We start from the raw sequence: 17,717 nt of genomic DNA, 5'->3' as shown, positions 1-17,717 counted from the left end.
GGGCAGGAACAGGGCTTGATCATTGTTCCTGCCCCTTTGGGGCCTGCCTCTTTTACATAACTAAACTCAGCGTGGTCTATCTGCCGTCGATTTCCGCTTCATGAGCGCGGTTTCCATAAATATAAGCTCGCCCTCATTGGACGGTGATTGAATTCGTTCCAGAATGCAAGCGGCTCCGCGCTCGCTAATCTGCTCAATTGGTCTTTTAACCGTCGTTAACGGTGGAGTCGTATACATCGAGAAACCGATATCGTCAAAACCAATAACAGAGATATCCTCTGGTACTTTCAAGCCGTTTTCAAATACCGCATTCATCGCACCAATAGCCATATCATCGTTAGAGCAAAACACCGCTGTCGGTGGTTCCTCCAAGGCAAGCAACTGCTTCATTGCCAGACTCCCGCTTTCAGTATCATAGTGACCCTGCACAATATATTCGTGTCGGATCGGCTTACCACGATCAATTAATGCATTCATGAAACCCTCGCGGCGTTGCTGGGTCGACTTGAAGCCTTCTACCCCCTCGATGATCGCAATGCGTTCATGCCCGCTTTCAATGAGAAAGGAGACGGCTTCATAGGAGCCTTCCTTATCATTAGAAATCACATTTACAATCCCTGCCCCAGACACCTGCCGGTTCAGTACAACTAGCGGAATGCCTTGCCCGAGCACATGATAAATAAAAGGGTTGTCCGCTTCGCTTTGGCTCATCAGAATGATGCCATCAAAACGCTTGCGATGAATAGCAGAAAAATCTGCATAATCGTCAATTCCTCGCACAAACAGATTGTATTCCACCCCGATGACGTTGTTAACTCCACGAATGGTATCCGCAAAAAAACTGGAGCTGGTGCCTTCTGAAATACTGGTGAAAAACAGGCCAATCGTATGCGATCGCTGGAGAACCAGGCTTTTAGCATTGTAATTTGGAATGTAATTGAGTTGCTCTGCCAACTCCATAATTTTACGTTTCGTATCTTCTTTAATCAGCGGGCTGTTATTGAGCGCCCGGGAGACGGTTGTATGGGAAACATTAGCCAGTTTGGCAATGTCTTTAATAGTAGCTGCCATATACGTATCCTTTCCTTAGTGAGGCTCTAAAAAATTATATACTCACCATACCACAGGAGCCGCCCGGAAAAGAAGACTTTCACAAATTATACGCGGTTGTCCGCATGTCGACGCTGTAATTCTTGAACCATTTCTGCATGTCTGCTGTCCGTCAGTTTATACATTTTACCGATTACCAGCATGGCCAAAGCCAAGGCAACAGCCGGATACAGACAAAGCAAGGCTTTGATTCCAAGCAGCGTTCCAGAGGATTGAACTACATTCGGTACATACCCGACAAGCGCCAATCCAATACCCGATAGAAAGCCAGACAAGGATTGAGCCAATTTACGTGAAAAGTTAAATAGAGAGTAGGTAATTCCTTCCTTGCGCTCCCCGGATGACCATTCGCCGTAATCAATGATATCTGACACAAATGCCCAGGTAACCCCGTTGGGAATACTAATACCAATGAACGAAATACTCGCCAGAATTGTGAAAATATATACGTTGGAAGGCATCAAAAAGTTAATGGAATCGGCAATGACGCTAACTAGCATCCCCAAGATGGCTGTTTTTCGTTTACCAAAGCGTCGTACCAGTTTGGGCAGGAACAATACACCCAGCAGCGACGAACCGATAATAATAAAATTCATATACGCCATTAATTCTACATGTCCCAAATTATATTCGGCAAAATAGATCAACAGAGCGGACTTGATATTGTAGGCGGAAATGGTGAAAATCGTCATTAAAACGAGTACTAGCAAGGGTTTGTTATTCGTAAAGGTATGCACAATCACGCCTAAAGACAGCTTCTCTTTTGGCCCGGACTGGCTAATAATACGTTCTTTCGTTCCTCGGTAACATATGATGAAAGCGATCACACCAATGAATGACATAATCCCCATGACCACCGGATAGCCAACATGATGGTTAGGAAACAGTAAAATAAGCGGCATGACCACGACACTGGTTACGAATAAAGCGCCCAGTGATCCCGCCTGACGGAAAGATGACAACGAAGCACGTTGCTGAGTATCCTGCGTAATGGCAGCACCCAGCGAGCCGTATGGAATGTTTACAATAGAGTAGCCAATCCCCCAGATCATATAGGACGCATAGGCGTAAATGAGTTTGCCTGTGGGGGAAATATTCGGTGAAATAAAGGTAAGAATCGTAAGAATTGCTAGGATAACGCTTCCAACGATAAGAAAAGGTCTAAATTTTCCGCGTGTACTGATATGTTTGCGATAATCAACAAAGGACCCGACAATGGGATCACAGACGGCGGCAAACAGCTTGCTGACCAAGAAAATGCCTGCGGCGGCTCCTGCAGAAACCCCTGCTACATCCGTAAAAAATTTCAGCAAATACAACTGCCCCAAATCAAACATGAATCCGTTTCCAAAGTCACCCATACCATACGAAATCTTTTCTTTCAGGCTAATATGCTCACCTGTCTTGTTGTCAGTTTGGACGCTCTCCTGCACGATAGGCACTCCCATACCTACACACTCCTCTATACTTGTAATTATTTTCACATACTTATTGAGATCTATTATGTTTTCAATTGCTCTTGCCGGGAGTTTGTTACAAGCTCCTGGCAAGAGCTCCTATTCTCTAAAGTTAGTGAGTTCTCACTTTTTAGAATAGCGTCACTTACTATGAACAACCGTTGGGAAGTTAAAATATTGCTCGGCGTTATTGTAACAAATATTTTGTACCATAGCTCCGAGCAGTTCAAGATCCTCAGGGGCCTTGCCTTCCTGAACCCACGTTCCGATTAAATCGCAGAGGATTCGGCGGAAATATTCATGACGTGTGTAGGATAGAAAACTGCGCGAATCCGTCAGCATGCCAATAAAGCGGGACAGCACTCCGTAATTAGCCAGCAGCTTCATCTGCTCCTGCATGCCTTCAATATGGTCATTAAACCACCATGCAGTACCAAACTGGATTTTCCCTACTGTACCGCCGGATTGGAAGCTGCCTGCGAGACTTGCCAATACTGGATAGTCAACCGAATTAAGCGAATACAAAATGGTTCTTGGCAAGCCTCCTGCCAGTTCCTGTGCGTCCAGCAATGCTGCCAGTGGACGAGCGAGGGAACCATCATTTACAGCATCGTAGCCTGTATCCGGTCCCAAACGACGGAACATCGCAGTATTGTTGTTACGCAGCGCGTGAATATGGTACTGCATCGCCCAGCCGTGTTCTGCATACTGTTTGCCAAGAAAGACCAGAACGTACGACTTATATTTCGCCTCCTCCAAAGGAGTCACATGGCCTTCCTCCAGCGCCTTGCTGAATATGGCAGCCGCTTCCTCCGATGTTGTTTCTTCAAAAACTACAGTATCCAGCGCATGATCAGATACCCGGCCTCCGGCAGCATGAAAATGGCGCACCCGGCTTGCCAGCGCATTCAAAAATCCTTCAAATCCGGAAACGTCCAATCCGCTGACTTCACCCAATCGAGCCACCCATGGCTGGAAGGTTTCACGATTAATTTCCAAAGCTTTGTCGGGGCGGAAGCTTGGCAACACAGCTGCTGGGAAATCGGTCAGCTTGCTAATTTGTTTGTGGTATTCGAGATGGTCGGTCGGATCATCCGTGGTACAGACGACAGTTACCTTTGAGTTCACAATCAGATCACGTGCCCCATAGCCCGGTCCCTGCAGCTTTTGGTTTACCTTTTCCCAAATCACAGGTGCGTTCTGTTCATTCAGCAACTCGTAGACACCAAAAAAGCGTTGAAGCTCCAAATGCGTCCAATGGTACAGCGGGTTGCCGATCAATGTAGGTACAATTTTGGCCCAGGCCAGAAACTTGTCATAATCTTCACCATCACCCGTGATCAATCGCTCCTCAACCCCATTGGCCCGCATAAGTCTCCACTTGTAATGATCACCGTACAACCAAGCTTCCGTAATATTCTTGAATTTTTTATTTTCATAAATTTCTTGTGGACTTAAATGACAATGATAGTCAATAATCGGCATATCCTTGGCATACTGATGATATAAGGTTTCAGCCGTTGGATTGCTCAACAAAAAGTTTTCGTCTAAAAACGTTTTGGTCATTACTTTCTCATCCCTTCTATAATCGTGTTTCTAAATTAATTGTTAACGTTAACAAAATAAGTCGAGCGCTACTTACCTTTCAACAATTACAATCTCCATAACATAGAAATCCACATGTTAATACAGGATAACAAAGCTATAATATGATACCTGTACATCATATCACGCTGGATTACTTCACCTTAAATTTAATGTTTACGTTAACAACAATTACATTGTAACCGCTATCCTTTGTAGAGGAAAGTGATTTTTATCATGTGAGCGGATAAAAATGATCCCCCCCTTTGGGGAGATCTGTTCTTAAACCTTCTCAATGACCGACACCACAAGAAAATTCCACAAATTTTAATTTCCGCGATAAATCAAACTTTGAAAACGTTTTATACAATTTTCTCTTTTTTTCTGAAAATTTCTTTCTTGAAAATACCAGTTATTGTATTATAATTGCAATATACATCCATTGATTTACATTGAAAGTATTTCATTAGTTTATTTCACAGACGAAGAAGAAGAGGTGGTAGCATTGAGTACAAAAGTGCAAGCTGTTCAAACTAAAACCAAAGCCGATACAAAAGGAGCCGACCTTGTTGTCGATTGTTTGATCAAGCAAGGGGTTACCCATATTTTTGGCATTCCAGGTGCCAAGATCGATTCTGTTTTTGATGTTCTTCAAGATCGGGGGCCGGAATTAATCGTATGCCGTCATGAACAAAATGCCGCCTTTATGGCAGCGGCGGTCGGTCGCTTAACCGGTAAACCGGGGGTATGCATTGTTACCTCAGGCCCGGGCGCGTCTAACTTGGCGACAGGACTTGTCACCGCGAATGCAGAAAGTGATCCTGTCGTCGCCATTGCAGGTGCAGTCCCAAGATCCGAACGCCTGAAACGCACTCATCAATCTATGGATAATGCCGGATTATTCGAACCCATCACCAAATACAGTGTAGAAGTAGAACATCCTGATAATGTACCGGAAGCAATTGCTAATGCATTTCGGATTGCGACCTCAGCCCAGCCTGGAGCCACATTCGTCAGCCTGCCGCAGGACGTGTTGACTTCGTCATCCGAAGTAACAGTCATTGAGAAGGTTTCCCTTCCCCAACTTGGAACCGCACCCGCCGAGCTCATCAAACAAGTCGCAGACCAAATCAGAAAAGCCAAACTGCCCGTACTTCTTCTCGGTATGAAAGCCAGCACGCCTGAAGCCACCGCAGCTATCCGTGCTCTTATTCGAGATACAGATCTGCCTGTTGTCGAAACCTTCCAGGCCGCTGGAGCCATCTCCCGTGAACTGGAAGACCACTATTTTGGAAGAATTGGGCTGTTCCAAAATCAACCGGGTGATATGCTTCTTGGAGCCGCAGACTTGGTACTGACGATTGGCTATGATCCTATCGAATACGACCCAAAAAACTGGAACATCCCGGCAAACCGAACACTCATTCATCTGGATGACCATCAAGCCGATATTGATCATGATTATCAACCGGACTACGAGTTAATCGGAAACATAGGCCTGATTGTGAGTGGCCTCGCAGAAGAGTTACCTACCTTAAAGCTACCTAAATCCTCCTGCGACCAATTGAATCGTCTACGCCATGATCTGAACGAGCAAGCAGCTGTTCCAGCCCACAAGCATGATTTTCTGATTCACCCATTACAATTTATTCGTACATTGCGTAGCCTGATCGACGATAATGTCACTGTCACCTGTGATGTCGGTTCACACTACATTTGGATGGCACGATATTTCCGTTCGTATGAACCGCGACGCCTTCTATTCAGCAACGGAATGCAGACGTTGGGCGTAGCACTGCCTTGGGGGATTGCCGCTACACTCGTCAACCCCGGTCAAAAAGTCGTGTCTATTTCTGGAGACGGAGGATTTCTGTTTTCATCCATGGAGCTCGAAACCGCTGTACGTCTTAACTCACCGCTAGTGCATATTGTATGGAGAGATGGTACCTATGACATGGTCGCCTTTCAACAACAGATTAAATACGGCAGAACGTCTGGTATAAAATTTGGAGATGTCGATGTTGTAAAATATGCGGAAAGTTTTGGCGCCACCGGATTACGCGTGCACTCTCCTGAAGAATTGGAAAGCGTATTGCAGCAGGCACTTCATACGGATGGTCCTGTGGTCGTTGATATTCCGATTGATTATCAAGATAATATCCAGTTGGGACGCAAACTGCTACCAAATCAATTAAACTAACTTTTACCGAGACTCTCTCGTGACGGTTTCGTGACAATTAGGGAGCAACACGTTATTTTTTATAATTTTTTTGAGCTATTTGTGTTATTTACTGAAACATTACGTTTATTATTGAAAAAGAAAGAAAATGAATGCATACAATTACAAAAGGAAGTGTATTACCATGACCGTTGCAGGACTGGAAACCAAGCAAGAAACTGATCATGATATTTACCAAACGTCCACTATGCTTGCTCTATTAGATGGTCTTTATGATGGAGTTGTTGCCTTTGAGGAGCTGCAAAAACACGGGGATTTCGGAATTGGTACCTTTGATCAACTGAATGGCGAGATGATCGCGTTCGATGGTGAATTTTATCACTTGCTTCCAGACGGTACGGCCCATCGTGTTAAACCGGAAGAAACCACCCCTTTTTCCACCGTCACCTTTTTCCGTGAAGATTTCACATATACTATTGACCGTCCCATGCATCGTGAAGAGCTGGAAGCTTTACTGCTAAAGCTGTTTCCAAGCCGTAATCTGTTCTATGCTTTCCGTATGGATGGCACTTTTCGTGAAGTAAAGACACGTACCGTGCCTCATCAAGTGAAGCCTTACAAACCTTTTATCGAAGCAACCAAGTCACAGCCTACTTTTACTTTTAATGACGCTTCCGGCGTAATCACAGGCTTTTGGACACCTGCTTATGCCCAAGGGATTGGAGTAGCCGGATTTCATCTCCATTTTATCAATGATGAACGCACTGGAGGCGGGCATGTTTTTGATTTTGTTGTCGACAAGTGCACAATCCGCATTTGTCAAAAATCCAATCTGCACCTTGTGCTGCCCGAAACACCAGATTACTTGACCGCCAACTTGTCCAGAGAAAATCTGGAGAAAGAAATCGCTGTTACTGAAGGTGCCCAATAATTACGCATATAGCTCATCAAGGTACGGTCCCTTAGCTAGACAATAAAAAAGCAAAAGATCACAGTCAGAAAATGAGGTACTGCTCTCTGACTGTGATCTTTTTATGTAGGAAACGTATATACACAATGCCGCTTATGCTCTCACTCCGGGTTACCCGACATTTGAATGCGATGTAAAAGGAGATTCTCAAATAAATGAAGCGCACAAAAAAACTCTCCGCTTAGGAGAGTCGTTATAGTCCGTTGTTACGACTTATTTAACCTTCAACGATGCTGTATTCAATATTCCCGCTACACGTTGCGTGTCGAAAATACGCGAAAGCTCCTCCACTGCCGTCAAGTACAGCAGACCGTTGCCCTCCAGCTTAGGGGAATTACCGAGTGGAATCGTACGTTTGATGAGTTGGGCGTATAACTCCGGTTCGGTGAGCTTACGCTCAAAGCTCTCATTCGCCAGCTGCTTAATCAACGCCAATGCACCTGCTACGTGCGGAGTAGCCATCGATGTTCCGCTAAAGGTCGCATATTTCCCGCCCGGAACTGTGGACAAAATATCTTCTCCTGGTGCAACCAAATCCACCTCATTATTAGAATTGCTGAACTCTGAGGCGTGTCTGTCAAAGTTGATAGCACCTACGCTAATCACTTCATTATAGCAACCAGGGTAGCCGAGCTCGTCCGTTCGGTCGTCACCGTCTCCCTCATTTCCAGCTGCACAGATGACCAGAATTTGGCTGGCTACAGCCTTTTTTACTGCTTCATGAAGCTCAGGTACATCCTCAGGGCCGCCAAGAGACATCGAAATGATGTCTGCCTTTTGCTCTATCGCATAATAGATACCTTGGATAATCCAGTCATATTGACCGGAGCCCTGCTTGTTTAGTACTTTGATGATGAGCAGATCCGCCTCTGGGGCGACACCTACGACACCAGCCTCATTTTCAGCTGCCGCAATGGTTCCTGCCACATGTGTACCATGACCGTTGTAATCCTTGAAAATTTCCGGATCACCTTCATCATCATCCGTGAAATTGCGGCCACCAATAATGCGTGCCTTCAGATCTGGATGGTCCGAATCACAGCCCGTGTCCAGCACCGCCACCTTTACTCCTCGGCCTCGAGTCTGGCTCCATACCGCAGGAGCCTGGATCAGCTCCACCCCTCGCGGTATTTCATTCACTTGTTGCTCCTGCTTGATCACTTGGTAAGGAATGATATGCACTTTACGTTCCATCTTATTCCCTCCTTCATGGATTCAATCGGAAACCATCCGTCTTTGAAACTTTGAAAACCTCTAATGCATTCGAGGTTACTATATTCTAGCAATTTTTGAAAAGTTTGAACATCCCAATTTGCTTATTTTTGCAAAAAAACAGAAATCAACCAATTCAATTGGAAAATGTCTGCTCTAGTACGTCTATGAGCCTTAGACTGACTCCGCTTGTAGCTCAGCCTTAGATAGCAGCGATTTGTGCTGCCATTTCCGGCCTTTCCAGCGTAAATAGTGAAAAATACCTCGTACCCATTCATCGCATGCATGTGCAATCCACACACCCAGCACACCATATCCCATATGGATGCCTAGCACATATGCTAACGGGATTTTGATCCCCCACATTGAAATAATGGCCATCATTAAGGGGAACTGAACATCTCCTGCTGCTCGCAGGGAGTTAATGACCACGTGATTGAACACACGGCCCGGCTCCAGCAATATACAGAACAACAAAATCGCTGCCCCTAATTGAATGATCGCTGGCTCGTCCGTAAAGATCGCCATCACTTCATAACGGAAAAAGGATACAGCCACGATCACAGCAATCGTAATGACTAGTGACCATTTCAGGCTTCGCAAAAGTTGATGATATGCTTTTTCCTTGTCTCCAGCTCCAATCAGGCGAGCCACAATAATTTCGGTTCCCTCGCCGACGGCCATTCCAAATACCATAAAAAAATACACAATCGTATTCGTATAGAAATGAGTTGCAATCGCTGTTGTACCCATAAAGCTGACAAATCGGGTCACCATCATTTGACTAAGCTGATAAGAAAGCCATTCCAACCCGGCAGGAATCCCAATTTTCAGGATCGCCACCAGCTTGCTCCATTGAAGCTGTACATAATATCGGATACGAATCGGCGCACTTACACGTTTGTACAGCAGGATAGAAATCCACACACATGCGACGACGCGGCTAATAACCGTTGAAATCGCTGCTCCCGCCACTCCCATTTGCGGCAGACCAAACCAGCCGTATATGAGTAATGCATTCCCCACAACATGCAGTATATTCATGCCGATGCCTACGATCATCGTATCTTTGGTAAAACCATGCGAGCGAATGACCGGTCCTGCGGTTAGCATAAGAGCCTCCAGAAACAGCGAACCCCCTGCCAGCATCATATAGATTTCTGCATTTTCCTTGATGGTCGGAGTTATATGGTAGAAGGATAGTAAAAAATCCCGGCTCACAATAAACATCAAACTCAGCGCTAGGCCAAATACCAGATTAAAGGTTAGTGCCGATGCGGTAACACGGCTTGCGTCCACATGCTTTTGCGCACCCAATAACTGAGCAATGATCACACCTACTCCAAGACCAAGCAGATTGAAAAGTATAATTGTAAATTCGATTAACTGTCTGGATACACCGACAGCCGATACAACCTCATCTGAAACATGGCTAAGCATGAACGTATCCACGCTACCCATTAAAATATGAAATAGCATTTCTATGAAGATCGGCCAAGTAATCGCGAAAACCGTCATCGTTTTAACGGCCTGCGCTTGCTTGGAACCACTTTCCTGCGACAATGACATACTTATGTATTCCTCCCGCTCCTGTATGTAAATTCAAAAGTTTGTTCATTTATTTGATAACGCTTACTTATTCGTAAAAAGTCATATGCTTCTTATCATTTTTATAATATTTCAAGCGGTCCTGCAATTGTCCTGTGTGGAATTCGAACTTGTGTCCGTCTGGGTCTGTAAAATAGACCGACCTTTTATCCTGTACGTTCCGTTCTCGTCCAGGCAAAATAGTAACATTAAGATTTCTCAGCTTGTTAAGCATATTTTCGAAATCCGCTTCCGCTACCGAAAATGCAATATGCGTGTAGGAATGATGAATTTCATTTCTCGGAATATCCTCTTCCACATTGAGAGCCAACCACATTCCCAGGCAATCCAGATAAGCCAGCTTACGTCCTTTAACGAGCAGTTTTCCGTCTAGTACATTCTGATAGAATTGTATAGACTTCTCCAAATTAGACACCGAAAAGCAAATGTGATTCCATCCTTGTATGCTCATGCTTCCTATTCCTTTCAGCGAACCCTGTTCAGCCAGTAGTTCCATGCTTCTGTATATGGGTCTAGATCTTCCGGATGATGGCGAATACAGGTAGCTATACGAAAGTATAATCCCTGTAGCACTTCCCTGTTCAGCTCATATTCCCCTGTCATCTCTGGACTAAGCTTCTCTACCGCCGGCAAAATGGTATCGACGTCCAGCCTATCCGGTGAAGAACAAAAAGCGTATATCAAATCATACAGAGGCTCTCCCACCACTGGATCAGGGTCAATAATACCTGTCAATGTACCATTATCGGCAAACACAAAATTATGTACTCCGAAATCGCCATGAAGTAAATATTTAATATTCCGTTGCGGCGATCCGGCCACAAGAGTATGGACGAACCGATGATTCTCTGGAGGTAAAACATCTTGTATAATCTTTTCGGATTCTTTCGTTCTGTGGAGCAAAAAATCTCTCCATTCTACAAACGGATGATCCGAATAACCATACTCGCGTTCCTCGCCAAGAGATTTATAGTGTGCAATGACCTCTGTCGTCAGACTGAGTAGCAAATCACCCTTATTTCTTTCACTATATTGCCTAGTGAACCCTGGCTTGAACGCATATACCAAATAACGATGCAGGGAATCTACATAAATCACTTGAGATAGCTTCTCAATTTGTGCATAGGTAAGTAAAAATTCTGCCTCGGCTTTTACAATCGCGGGATCATTTTGCTTAATCACATATCGTGGTCCGGTACCGTCCATAACAACAAACACTTCACTCGAAGTACCGCCAGTCAGCGGTTTGAGATTTTGCATATGGCTTTCAAGCACGCCTGCTTCATACAGCTCATTCAGGATAAATTGAATGTCCATGTAACATGTAAAACCTCCCTATGCATCTGATCCATAAATAATGCGGCTGGCGCTTCAGATTGTTGATCTAGCCCACCTGTTCGCCAGCCATTCTTTTCTTAAAAATATATTTTTTCATGCTCCGCATAGATTTCAAGCGCCCGTTCCATCTTATGGACATAGGCCTTATCCTGACTGGTACATAGAAAAGTGACATGTCCCTCCTGCAATTGGCCCGTTTTTACCGGAGTTGCCAGTAAATTACGGTCGGACAGCACCTGTTTCAAGCGTTTGACCGTTCCGTGGCTCCCATCAATGAGCTGAATATGAGAAGGCAGCAGTTCTCTCAAAATTTCCTTATAAAATGGATAATGTGTACATCCCAACACGACCGTACCATAGACGTCCAGGTTAAACGAAGACAGCTTATGGTTAAAATAATTGAACAATTCTGTACGGTCAAAATTCAACTGTTCGCAATATCGTACGAGCTCCGGCAAAGGCAGTGAGTCTACACTCCCGTGATCGTCAACTCTGGATACCAGTGCTGCATAACCGGATTGTTTTAATGTCAATGGTGTCGCCAGCACCAGCACTCTTTTACCATTGGCTCGGTTCATCTCGACCGCTGGCTTCACGGCTGGTTCCATTCCGATAATCGGAAATTTATATTCCTTCCTTAGCTCCGCCACCGCGATACTTGTAGCCGTATTGCATGCAATCACCAATGCCTTAATATCCTCTTGTAGGATCGTTTGTACCGAAGCCTTGACATAACCAAGCACCTCTTGGGGTGTTTTCGTTCCGTAAGGAACATGAAGCGTATCCGCCATGTAAACAAAATTTTCGTTTGGCAAACGTCTTAGCGCCTCAGACAATACTGTAATTCCACCCAAACCCGAATCAAAAAAACCTATCTTCAAGCTACTCACCTTTTTTCGTTCAACTATGGTGTCAAATCTTCCTGGCACCATGTTCATTTCCTTCTTCACCTATTCAAACCATTCTCTTCAATAGACTTTACATTTAAATTTTACCGCAAAACTGATATTTTGCAAAAGAAACACGTAAATTTTACAGTGTAAAAAATAAAGTAGCTTTTCAAAGTAAATTTAATATAGAAGTGTTGACAGATATTATCTTTATATTGTAATATTACGTGGTAACTTACTAACTAAACTTACTTATTCAACTTACTTAGGGGGAAATAAATCATGTCTAAAGTATTATTTGTCAAAGCTAATGATCGTACAGCTGAAGAATCTGCAACAGTTAAATTGTATAACGCATTCGTGGAAAGCTACAAGGCTTCTCACCCATCTGATGAAATCACTGAGCTGGACCTGTTCTCCGTTGAGCTTCCTTATCTGAACGCTAACATGATCAACGGCACGTTCAAATCTGCTAGAGGTATGGAATTGAACGCAGAAGAAGCCCGCCTGGCAAACATCGCCAATGGCTACCTGGATCAATTCTTGGCAGCAGACAAAGTCGTGTTTGCATTCCCGCTCTGGAACATGACCATTCCAGCTGTACTGCACACATACATTGACTACTTGAACCAAGCTGGTAAAACATTCAAATACACTGCTGAAGGTCCTGTAGGCCTTGTAACTGACACTAAAGTAGCCCTGTTGAATGCAAGAGGCGGCGTTTATTCCGAAGGGCCGGCTGCTGCTGCTGAAATGTCTTTGAACTTCATGAGCAACATCTTAACCTTCTTCGGTGTTAAAGACATCGTTAAGGTGGTACTGGAAGGACATAACCAAGCTCCTGACCAAGCACAAGAGATCGTTGCTTCTGCCGTACAACGTGCAGTAGACGCAGCAAAATCGTTCTAATTATATATATGAAGACAAGAGGATGTCCGCACCCTTTATGGGATGGATATCCTCTTTTTTTGCTGCAAAATATAAAAACACGTGCTCCCCTGATCTAAGATCAAGTAAGAAGCACGTGTCTGTATGAGCTTACTTCTGTTTAAGGAATGAACTGCTGCACGATTTTTACAACCTTACCGTCACGAAACGTAACATGGTATGGAAATTGGCTGAGGTCCAGAACATCCTTTTTCGCAAAATCCTTCTCAAACTGTGCCAACGGAATGGATTCGTTCCATTGTACGTCTGTGTCTTCTATATTCCCCGTGTGATCATAAATCTGCACCTCTACCGAAGCATCTGGTGCAACCTGATACACGTCATTTTGCACGGTATTGTTTACGATGTAGTAGCCATCCGGCGCTCCATCCAATCCTGTATTACCTTCATGTTCCAAAAATGCTTTGTCTGCTGCCTTGCCTTCAAACCATTCAATCGGATCTGTTGACAAATAGATTTGTCCGTCGCGAATGTCCATTTGGTTTATATATACGGTCTCCTGATTTTCAGCAGCTGCTACAGGTGTGTAACCTTGCGCTGTTGCCCCTGCCGTCGTAATCAGCATCATCATCAAAGTCAATACGGTCCATTTCGAAGCTAATTTCATCATGTCTGATCTCTCCTTGCCGTTTGGGTATGTACACGGTGTCTGTAAGCTTCATTACCCTTGTGTACCTATCATAAACTTTGAACGGTTAAAAAGTGTATCAGATACATAAAAAATAAGTTACGATTTTTTAAGACTTGGTCTTAAAACTTGATGACATGTCCTAATGTACTCCTTTGTTATTTTAGTAATCCCACCTGACGTGCCTGTTCCTCGGTGAGAATAAACTCTTCATTTTGCCATACCTCGTCCTCTTTGGTTACAGCAAACATCCCCATAATCTCTGTCCAGATTCCTTTGTCGGCGGCTTCCTTTTGTGTAATGATTATTTTCATATGAATCCCACCTTCCTCTAGAATGCATGCAATGTGTAGCCCACTACGCAAACAAATGGTTGCTCCAATCGCTGTTGCTTCTCCGAAATCCATCTGCCCGCTTCGTTACTCAGCTTGTCATTCTCATTTTTCATAAGTTTGTCTCAAAGGTGTCACAGTGCTTGTCCTCTAATTGCATAACGGACAACCGTTCTGCTTATAACATATGTACCCTTTTCTTACTGAGATTATTCGTATCTTATTTGTGATCTTAAAACTTCAGAATAATTTTGTAGGCTATGACCTTTCTTAGAAGTGACTAAGCGCTAAAATAAAAACGGCTGCAGGTTATCCTACGAGCCGTTTCTACTAATAAATTTTTATGTCTGGTTAATCCATCGAAACTATCAACATATGCGTATTCTATTTTTTCTGTATGAACAAATGGTTGCCAAAAGAAATAAAGCAGCGGAGCGATCGGAAGAATAATCCGTTCTCGTAGCGGCCACAAGCCCATACCGTTACTTCATTAATTCTAATGAGGCCCTATTTTTTACACAGAAAAGTAAAAAGGCTGTACGCATACAGGCTTGGACACAGTTACTTGTTGTCCTGTGTAAGTCAAGCGACCGCTTGCCTTGTCCACTTTGAAGGTAACAATATTGTTAGTATCGCGGTTAGCCACGAGCATATAATCACCATTAGGTGTCAAAGCAAAATGACGCGGATGCTCGCCTTCAGCAGATACATGCTCCACTAGACTCAGCTTGCCTGTTGCAGCGTCTACAGCGTACACTACGATGCTATCATGTCCACGGTTGGAACCGTACAGATAAGCTCCATCCTGTGAGATCGCAATTTCTGCAGTTGTGTTTTCGCCAGTAAAGTCAGACGGCAATGTCGGTACACTCTCCAGCTCAGTGAGCTTGCCAGCTTCTGCATCATAGGCGAAAGAAGTAATGGAAGAATCCACTTCGTTAATAACAAAAGCAAATTTACTGTTCGGGTGGAATGTCAAGTGACGTGGACCTGCACCTGCATGGGTTTTTGTTTCACCGTGCAGCACCAGTTGCCCTTTGCTGTCATCAATGGTATAAATACGGATCAGATCCAGTCCAAGATCTTGTACGAACAGGAAGCGGCCGTCCGGGCTAAAGAAGCAGGAATGTGGATGTGGACGATCCTGACGCTCAGGATGCGCTCCTTTGCCCTCGTGCTGTTTAACATCCAGCAACTCACCGATACGTCCGTCCTCAGTCAGAGACACCAGCCCTACCATACCTCCGTGGTAGCTGACCACAATCAGGTAACGATCGGATGGATCACGCTGAATGTGACAAGTTGTGGAGCCTACGTTTTCCGCACGATTCAGCAATGTAAATGTGCCTTTAACTGGGTCGATTTCAAAAGCAGAAGCTTCGCCTACCTTCGCTCCTGCAGCGGTAGTCGTCTCTCCAATGGAATACAGCTTCCGATTTTTAACGTCCACGTTTAGGAATGTAGGATTTTTCAAGCCGGAGAACTCATCCTGTAAAGTCAGGGCTCCTGTCTCTTCATTAAAAGTGTACGAATAAACTCCGTTACCTTCCAATTCGGCGTAAGAGCCTGCGAATACGAGCAATTTTTGTTGTGCTGTCATGGTTGTGTCCTCCTTGGATTAAAAAAATGATGGGCAATTGGAATGATTGCTCCTGTTACAGTTATTGCTTTAAGAGGCGCGCTCCACTACAGGTTCTGTAGACAATGCTACATTTCCTGCTACGGCACGTGAGATCATGCATGAGGTTTCAGCCTGCTCTGCAAGGCGCAATGCTTGTTCGATTTGAGATTCTGTTGCATCGACGGACAATAGAACGCACGGACGATGCACGATTCGACGATATGTAAAAATGTTGTTCGTTACATCGACAATTCCTTCGGATTCCAGTGCCAGTGATACCACCGGGAGGCTGGCACGTTCCATCATTGCCGCCAAAGTAATCAGATAGCAGGTAGCAGCTGCACCGAGCATCATTTCATCTGGATTGGTGCCTACACCAGGGCCTCCCATCTCAGCCGGAATCGAAATCGCTGTTCGCAACTGTCCGGCCTCAATACGCCCGTCGCTATTGCGCCCCCCGTTCCAGTCTGCCTTGAGCAGAAAGGTATGCTCCATTTCAGGTCACTCCTCTCTCTTGTATTATGAATCTTTACACAGGTGAATGTAAAGGTTAGTCAATCTCCTGATTTTTCGTTTCGGTACCCAGCAACCATACAGCAACTGCTCCGATCAGGATCGCTACGAAGAAAATCGCAAAGATAGATGGTAACGCTATGCCTTGTCCCACAAGTATACCGACCGCGAAAGGCCCGATCACGCCGCCAATACGACCAAATGCAGCTGCCATACCCACACCGGTAGAACGAGCAGACGTTGGATACAATTCAGGGGTATAAGCATACATGGCTCCCCATGCACCGAGATTAAAGAAGGACAAGCAAATGCCAGCTGCCAACAACATCCCTGCCGTTTCTGAAGTTCCAAACCAAATAGCGGACACTGCTGTGAGCAACAAGTAAATGATCAGTACAAATTTGCGACCCAGCTTTTCAATCAGATAGGCGGCGGTAAAATAACCTGGTAATTGTGCAAGTGTCATGATTAGGACATACTCAAAGCTTTTAACCAGCTCAAACCCCTTCATAAACATCATGCTCGGCAACCACAGGAACATGCCATAATATGAAAATACAACTGTGAACCATAAAATCCACAGCATTAGCGTAGACTTGCGATGGGGTTCCGACCAAATCGTAGCCAAGCGTGCACGTAACGGGAGAAGTTTGGCGCTTTGCTGCTTGTATCGCGGTGAATCCTCAATAGCTTTGCGCAAATAAAGAGCGTACAGGGCAGGTACTGCGCCGAGAATAAAGGCAAGCTGCCAACCATATTTCGGAATAACAAAATAGGCAATAAGGGCCGAAAGAATCCAACCTGCCGCCCAGAAGCTTTCCAGCAGCACAACCGCTCTCCCTCGTTCTTTCACAGGCACTGATTCTGACACCAGTGTCGAAGCAACAGGTAATTCTCCACCTAAGCCTGCGCCAGCAATAAAACGCAGCACCAGCAGCATACCGAGACCTGTAGCCAAAGCAGACAAGCCACTGGCAATGGAAAAGATCAACAGGGTCCACACTAATATAGCGCGTCTACCGTAACGATCTGCCAAAATCCCCGCCAAAGCAGCCCCAAATACCATTCCTATCGAATTCATCGCAGTCAGCAGACCAATCTGCTCTGATCCGAGATGCCACTCCTTAGCCAACGCTGCGACTATAAATGAAAGCAGCCCCACATCCATCGCATCAAACAGCCAGCTTAAACCTGCGCTAAAAAGCAATTTCCTTTTTTTAGCTGGTGGTAATGAAGTTAATTCACTCATGATTCGCTCTCCCTTAAAAATGCATCGTATGTAGACGTATATTCAGGTGTCTTGTCACCTGTAGTCCAGCCTCTATTG

At 44.8% G+C, this 17,717-nt stretch carries 16 protein-coding genes; 3 read left to right on the top strand and 13 right to left on the bottom strand.

What is annotated here, in order from left to right; all coding sequences use genetic code 11:
- Positions 1-66 precede the first annotated feature (66 nt).
- The 3 genes from ACN6NF_RS10270 to uxaC all read right to left on the bottom strand — a co-directional run bounded on the left by ACN6NF_RS10270 (position 67) and on the right by uxaC (position 4,133).
- Positions 67-1,071: a LacI family DNA-binding transcriptional regulator gene (locus ACN6NF_RS10270; RefSeq protein WP_474317344.1), complete on the bottom strand. Its 1,005-nt coding sequence runs from the start codon at positions 1,069-1,071 to the stop codon at positions 67-69.
- An 86-nt stretch (positions 1,072-1,157) separates the two neighbouring features.
- The gene (locus ACN6NF_RS10265; RefSeq protein ID WP_474317342.1) at positions 1,158-2,558 is read right to left on the bottom strand and encodes an MFS transporter; all 1,401 of its coding nucleotides are present in this window, start codon (positions 2,556-2,558) and stop codon (positions 1,158-1,160) included.
- Positions 2,559-2,708: 150 nt separating this feature from the next.
- Positions 2,709-4,133: a glucuronate isomerase gene (gene uxaC, locus ACN6NF_RS10260; RefSeq protein ID WP_474317339.1), complete on the bottom strand. Its 1,425-nt coding sequence runs from the start codon at positions 4,131-4,133 to the stop codon at positions 2,709-2,711.
- A gap of 514 nt (positions 4,134-4,647) precedes the next feature.
- Here uxaC and alsS point away from each other — a divergent pair.
- Entirely contained in the window at positions 4,648-6,351 is a 1,704-nt protein-coding gene (alsS, locus tag ACN6NF_RS10255; protein WP_474317571.1) for an acetolactate synthase AlsS, read from the top strand.
- Positions 6,352-6,514: 163 nt separating this feature from the next.
- Entirely contained in the window at positions 6,515-7,261 is a 747-nt protein-coding gene (budA, locus tag ACN6NF_RS10250; RefSeq protein ID WP_474317338.1) for an acetolactate decarboxylase, read from the top strand.
- A 252-nt stretch (positions 7,262-7,513) separates the two neighbouring features.
- On the opposite strand, the gene ACN6NF_RS10245 is transcribed toward budA, so the two are convergent.
- The 5 genes from ACN6NF_RS10245 to murI all read right to left on the bottom strand — a co-directional run bounded on the left by ACN6NF_RS10245 (position 7,514) and on the right by murI (position 12,390).
- Complete coding sequence (locus ACN6NF_RS10245) at positions 7,514-8,494, bottom strand: S8 family peptidase (RefSeq protein WP_474317336.1); 981 nt, start codon at positions 8,492-8,494, stop codon at positions 7,514-7,516.
- Between the two features lie 192 nt (positions 8,495-8,686).
- Complete coding sequence (locus tag ACN6NF_RS10240; protein ID WP_474317333.1) at positions 8,687-10,081, bottom strand: MATE family efflux transporter; 1,395 nt, start codon at positions 10,079-10,081, stop codon at positions 8,687-8,689.
- A gap of 67 nt (positions 10,082-10,148) precedes the next feature.
- Positions 10,149-10,571: a metallothiol transferase FosB gene (fosB, locus tag ACN6NF_RS10235; protein WP_474317331.1), complete on the bottom strand. Its 423-nt coding sequence runs from the start codon at positions 10,569-10,571 to the stop codon at positions 10,149-10,151.
- 14 nt (positions 10,572-10,585) lie between these two features.
- Positions 10,586-11,437, bottom strand: a complete 852-nt coding sequence (locus ACN6NF_RS10230) for an aminoglycoside phosphotransferase family protein (RefSeq protein WP_474317330.1) — start codon at positions 11,435-11,437, stop codon at positions 10,586-10,588.
- Positions 11,438-11,535: 98 nt separating this feature from the next.
- Positions 11,536-12,390 (bottom strand): glutamate racemase, encoded by an 855-nt coding sequence (gene murI, locus ACN6NF_RS10225; RefSeq protein WP_474317569.1) that lies wholly within the window; start codon positions 12,388-12,390, stop codon positions 11,536-11,538.
- 240 nt (positions 12,391-12,630) lie between these two features.
- Here murI and ACN6NF_RS10220 point away from each other — a divergent pair, with 240 nt between their 5' ends.
- A complete protein-coding gene (locus ACN6NF_RS10220) occupies positions 12,631-13,257 on the top strand; it encodes an FMN-dependent NADH-azoreductase (RefSeq protein WP_474317327.1) in 627 nt (208 codons plus the stop codon).
- A gap of 139 nt (positions 13,258-13,396) precedes the next feature.
- On the opposite strand, the gene ACN6NF_RS10215 is transcribed toward ACN6NF_RS10220, so the two are convergent.
- The 5 genes from ACN6NF_RS10215 to ACN6NF_RS10195 form a co-directional block, all read right to left on the bottom strand.
- Entirely contained in the window at positions 13,397-13,906 is a 510-nt protein-coding gene (locus tag ACN6NF_RS10215; RefSeq protein ID WP_474317326.1) for a hypothetical protein, read from the bottom strand.
- Positions 13,907-14,082: 176 nt separating this feature from the next.
- Positions 14,083-14,238, bottom strand: a complete 156-nt coding sequence (locus tag ACN6NF_RS10210) for a hypothetical protein (RefSeq protein WP_013370850.1) — start codon at positions 14,236-14,238, stop codon at positions 14,083-14,085.
- A gap of 532 nt (positions 14,239-14,770) precedes the next feature.
- On the bottom strand, positions 14,771-15,856 hold the full coding sequence (locus ACN6NF_RS10205) for a lactonase family protein (RefSeq protein WP_474317324.1): 1,086 nt from the start codon (positions 15,854-15,856) through the stop codon (positions 14,771-14,773).
- A 69-nt stretch (positions 15,857-15,925) separates the two neighbouring features.
- On the bottom strand, positions 15,926-16,372 hold the full coding sequence (locus tag ACN6NF_RS10200) for an OsmC family protein (protein WP_474317322.1): 447 nt from the start codon (positions 16,370-16,372) through the stop codon (positions 15,926-15,928).
- 55 nt (positions 16,373-16,427) lie between these two features.
- Positions 16,428-17,639 carry an MFS transporter gene (locus ACN6NF_RS10195; RefSeq protein WP_474317320.1) on the bottom strand — a complete coding sequence of 404 codons (1,212 nt, stop codon included), beginning with the start codon at positions 17,637-17,639 and terminating at the stop codon, positions 16,428-16,430.
- Between the last annotated feature and the right edge of the window lie 78 nt (positions 17,640-17,717).

Source organism: Paenibacillus sp. TSM33, from assembly GCF_056099025.1.
Note: the sequence above shows the minus strand (reverse complement) of the source record. Positions and strands in the feature narration are given on the sequence as shown.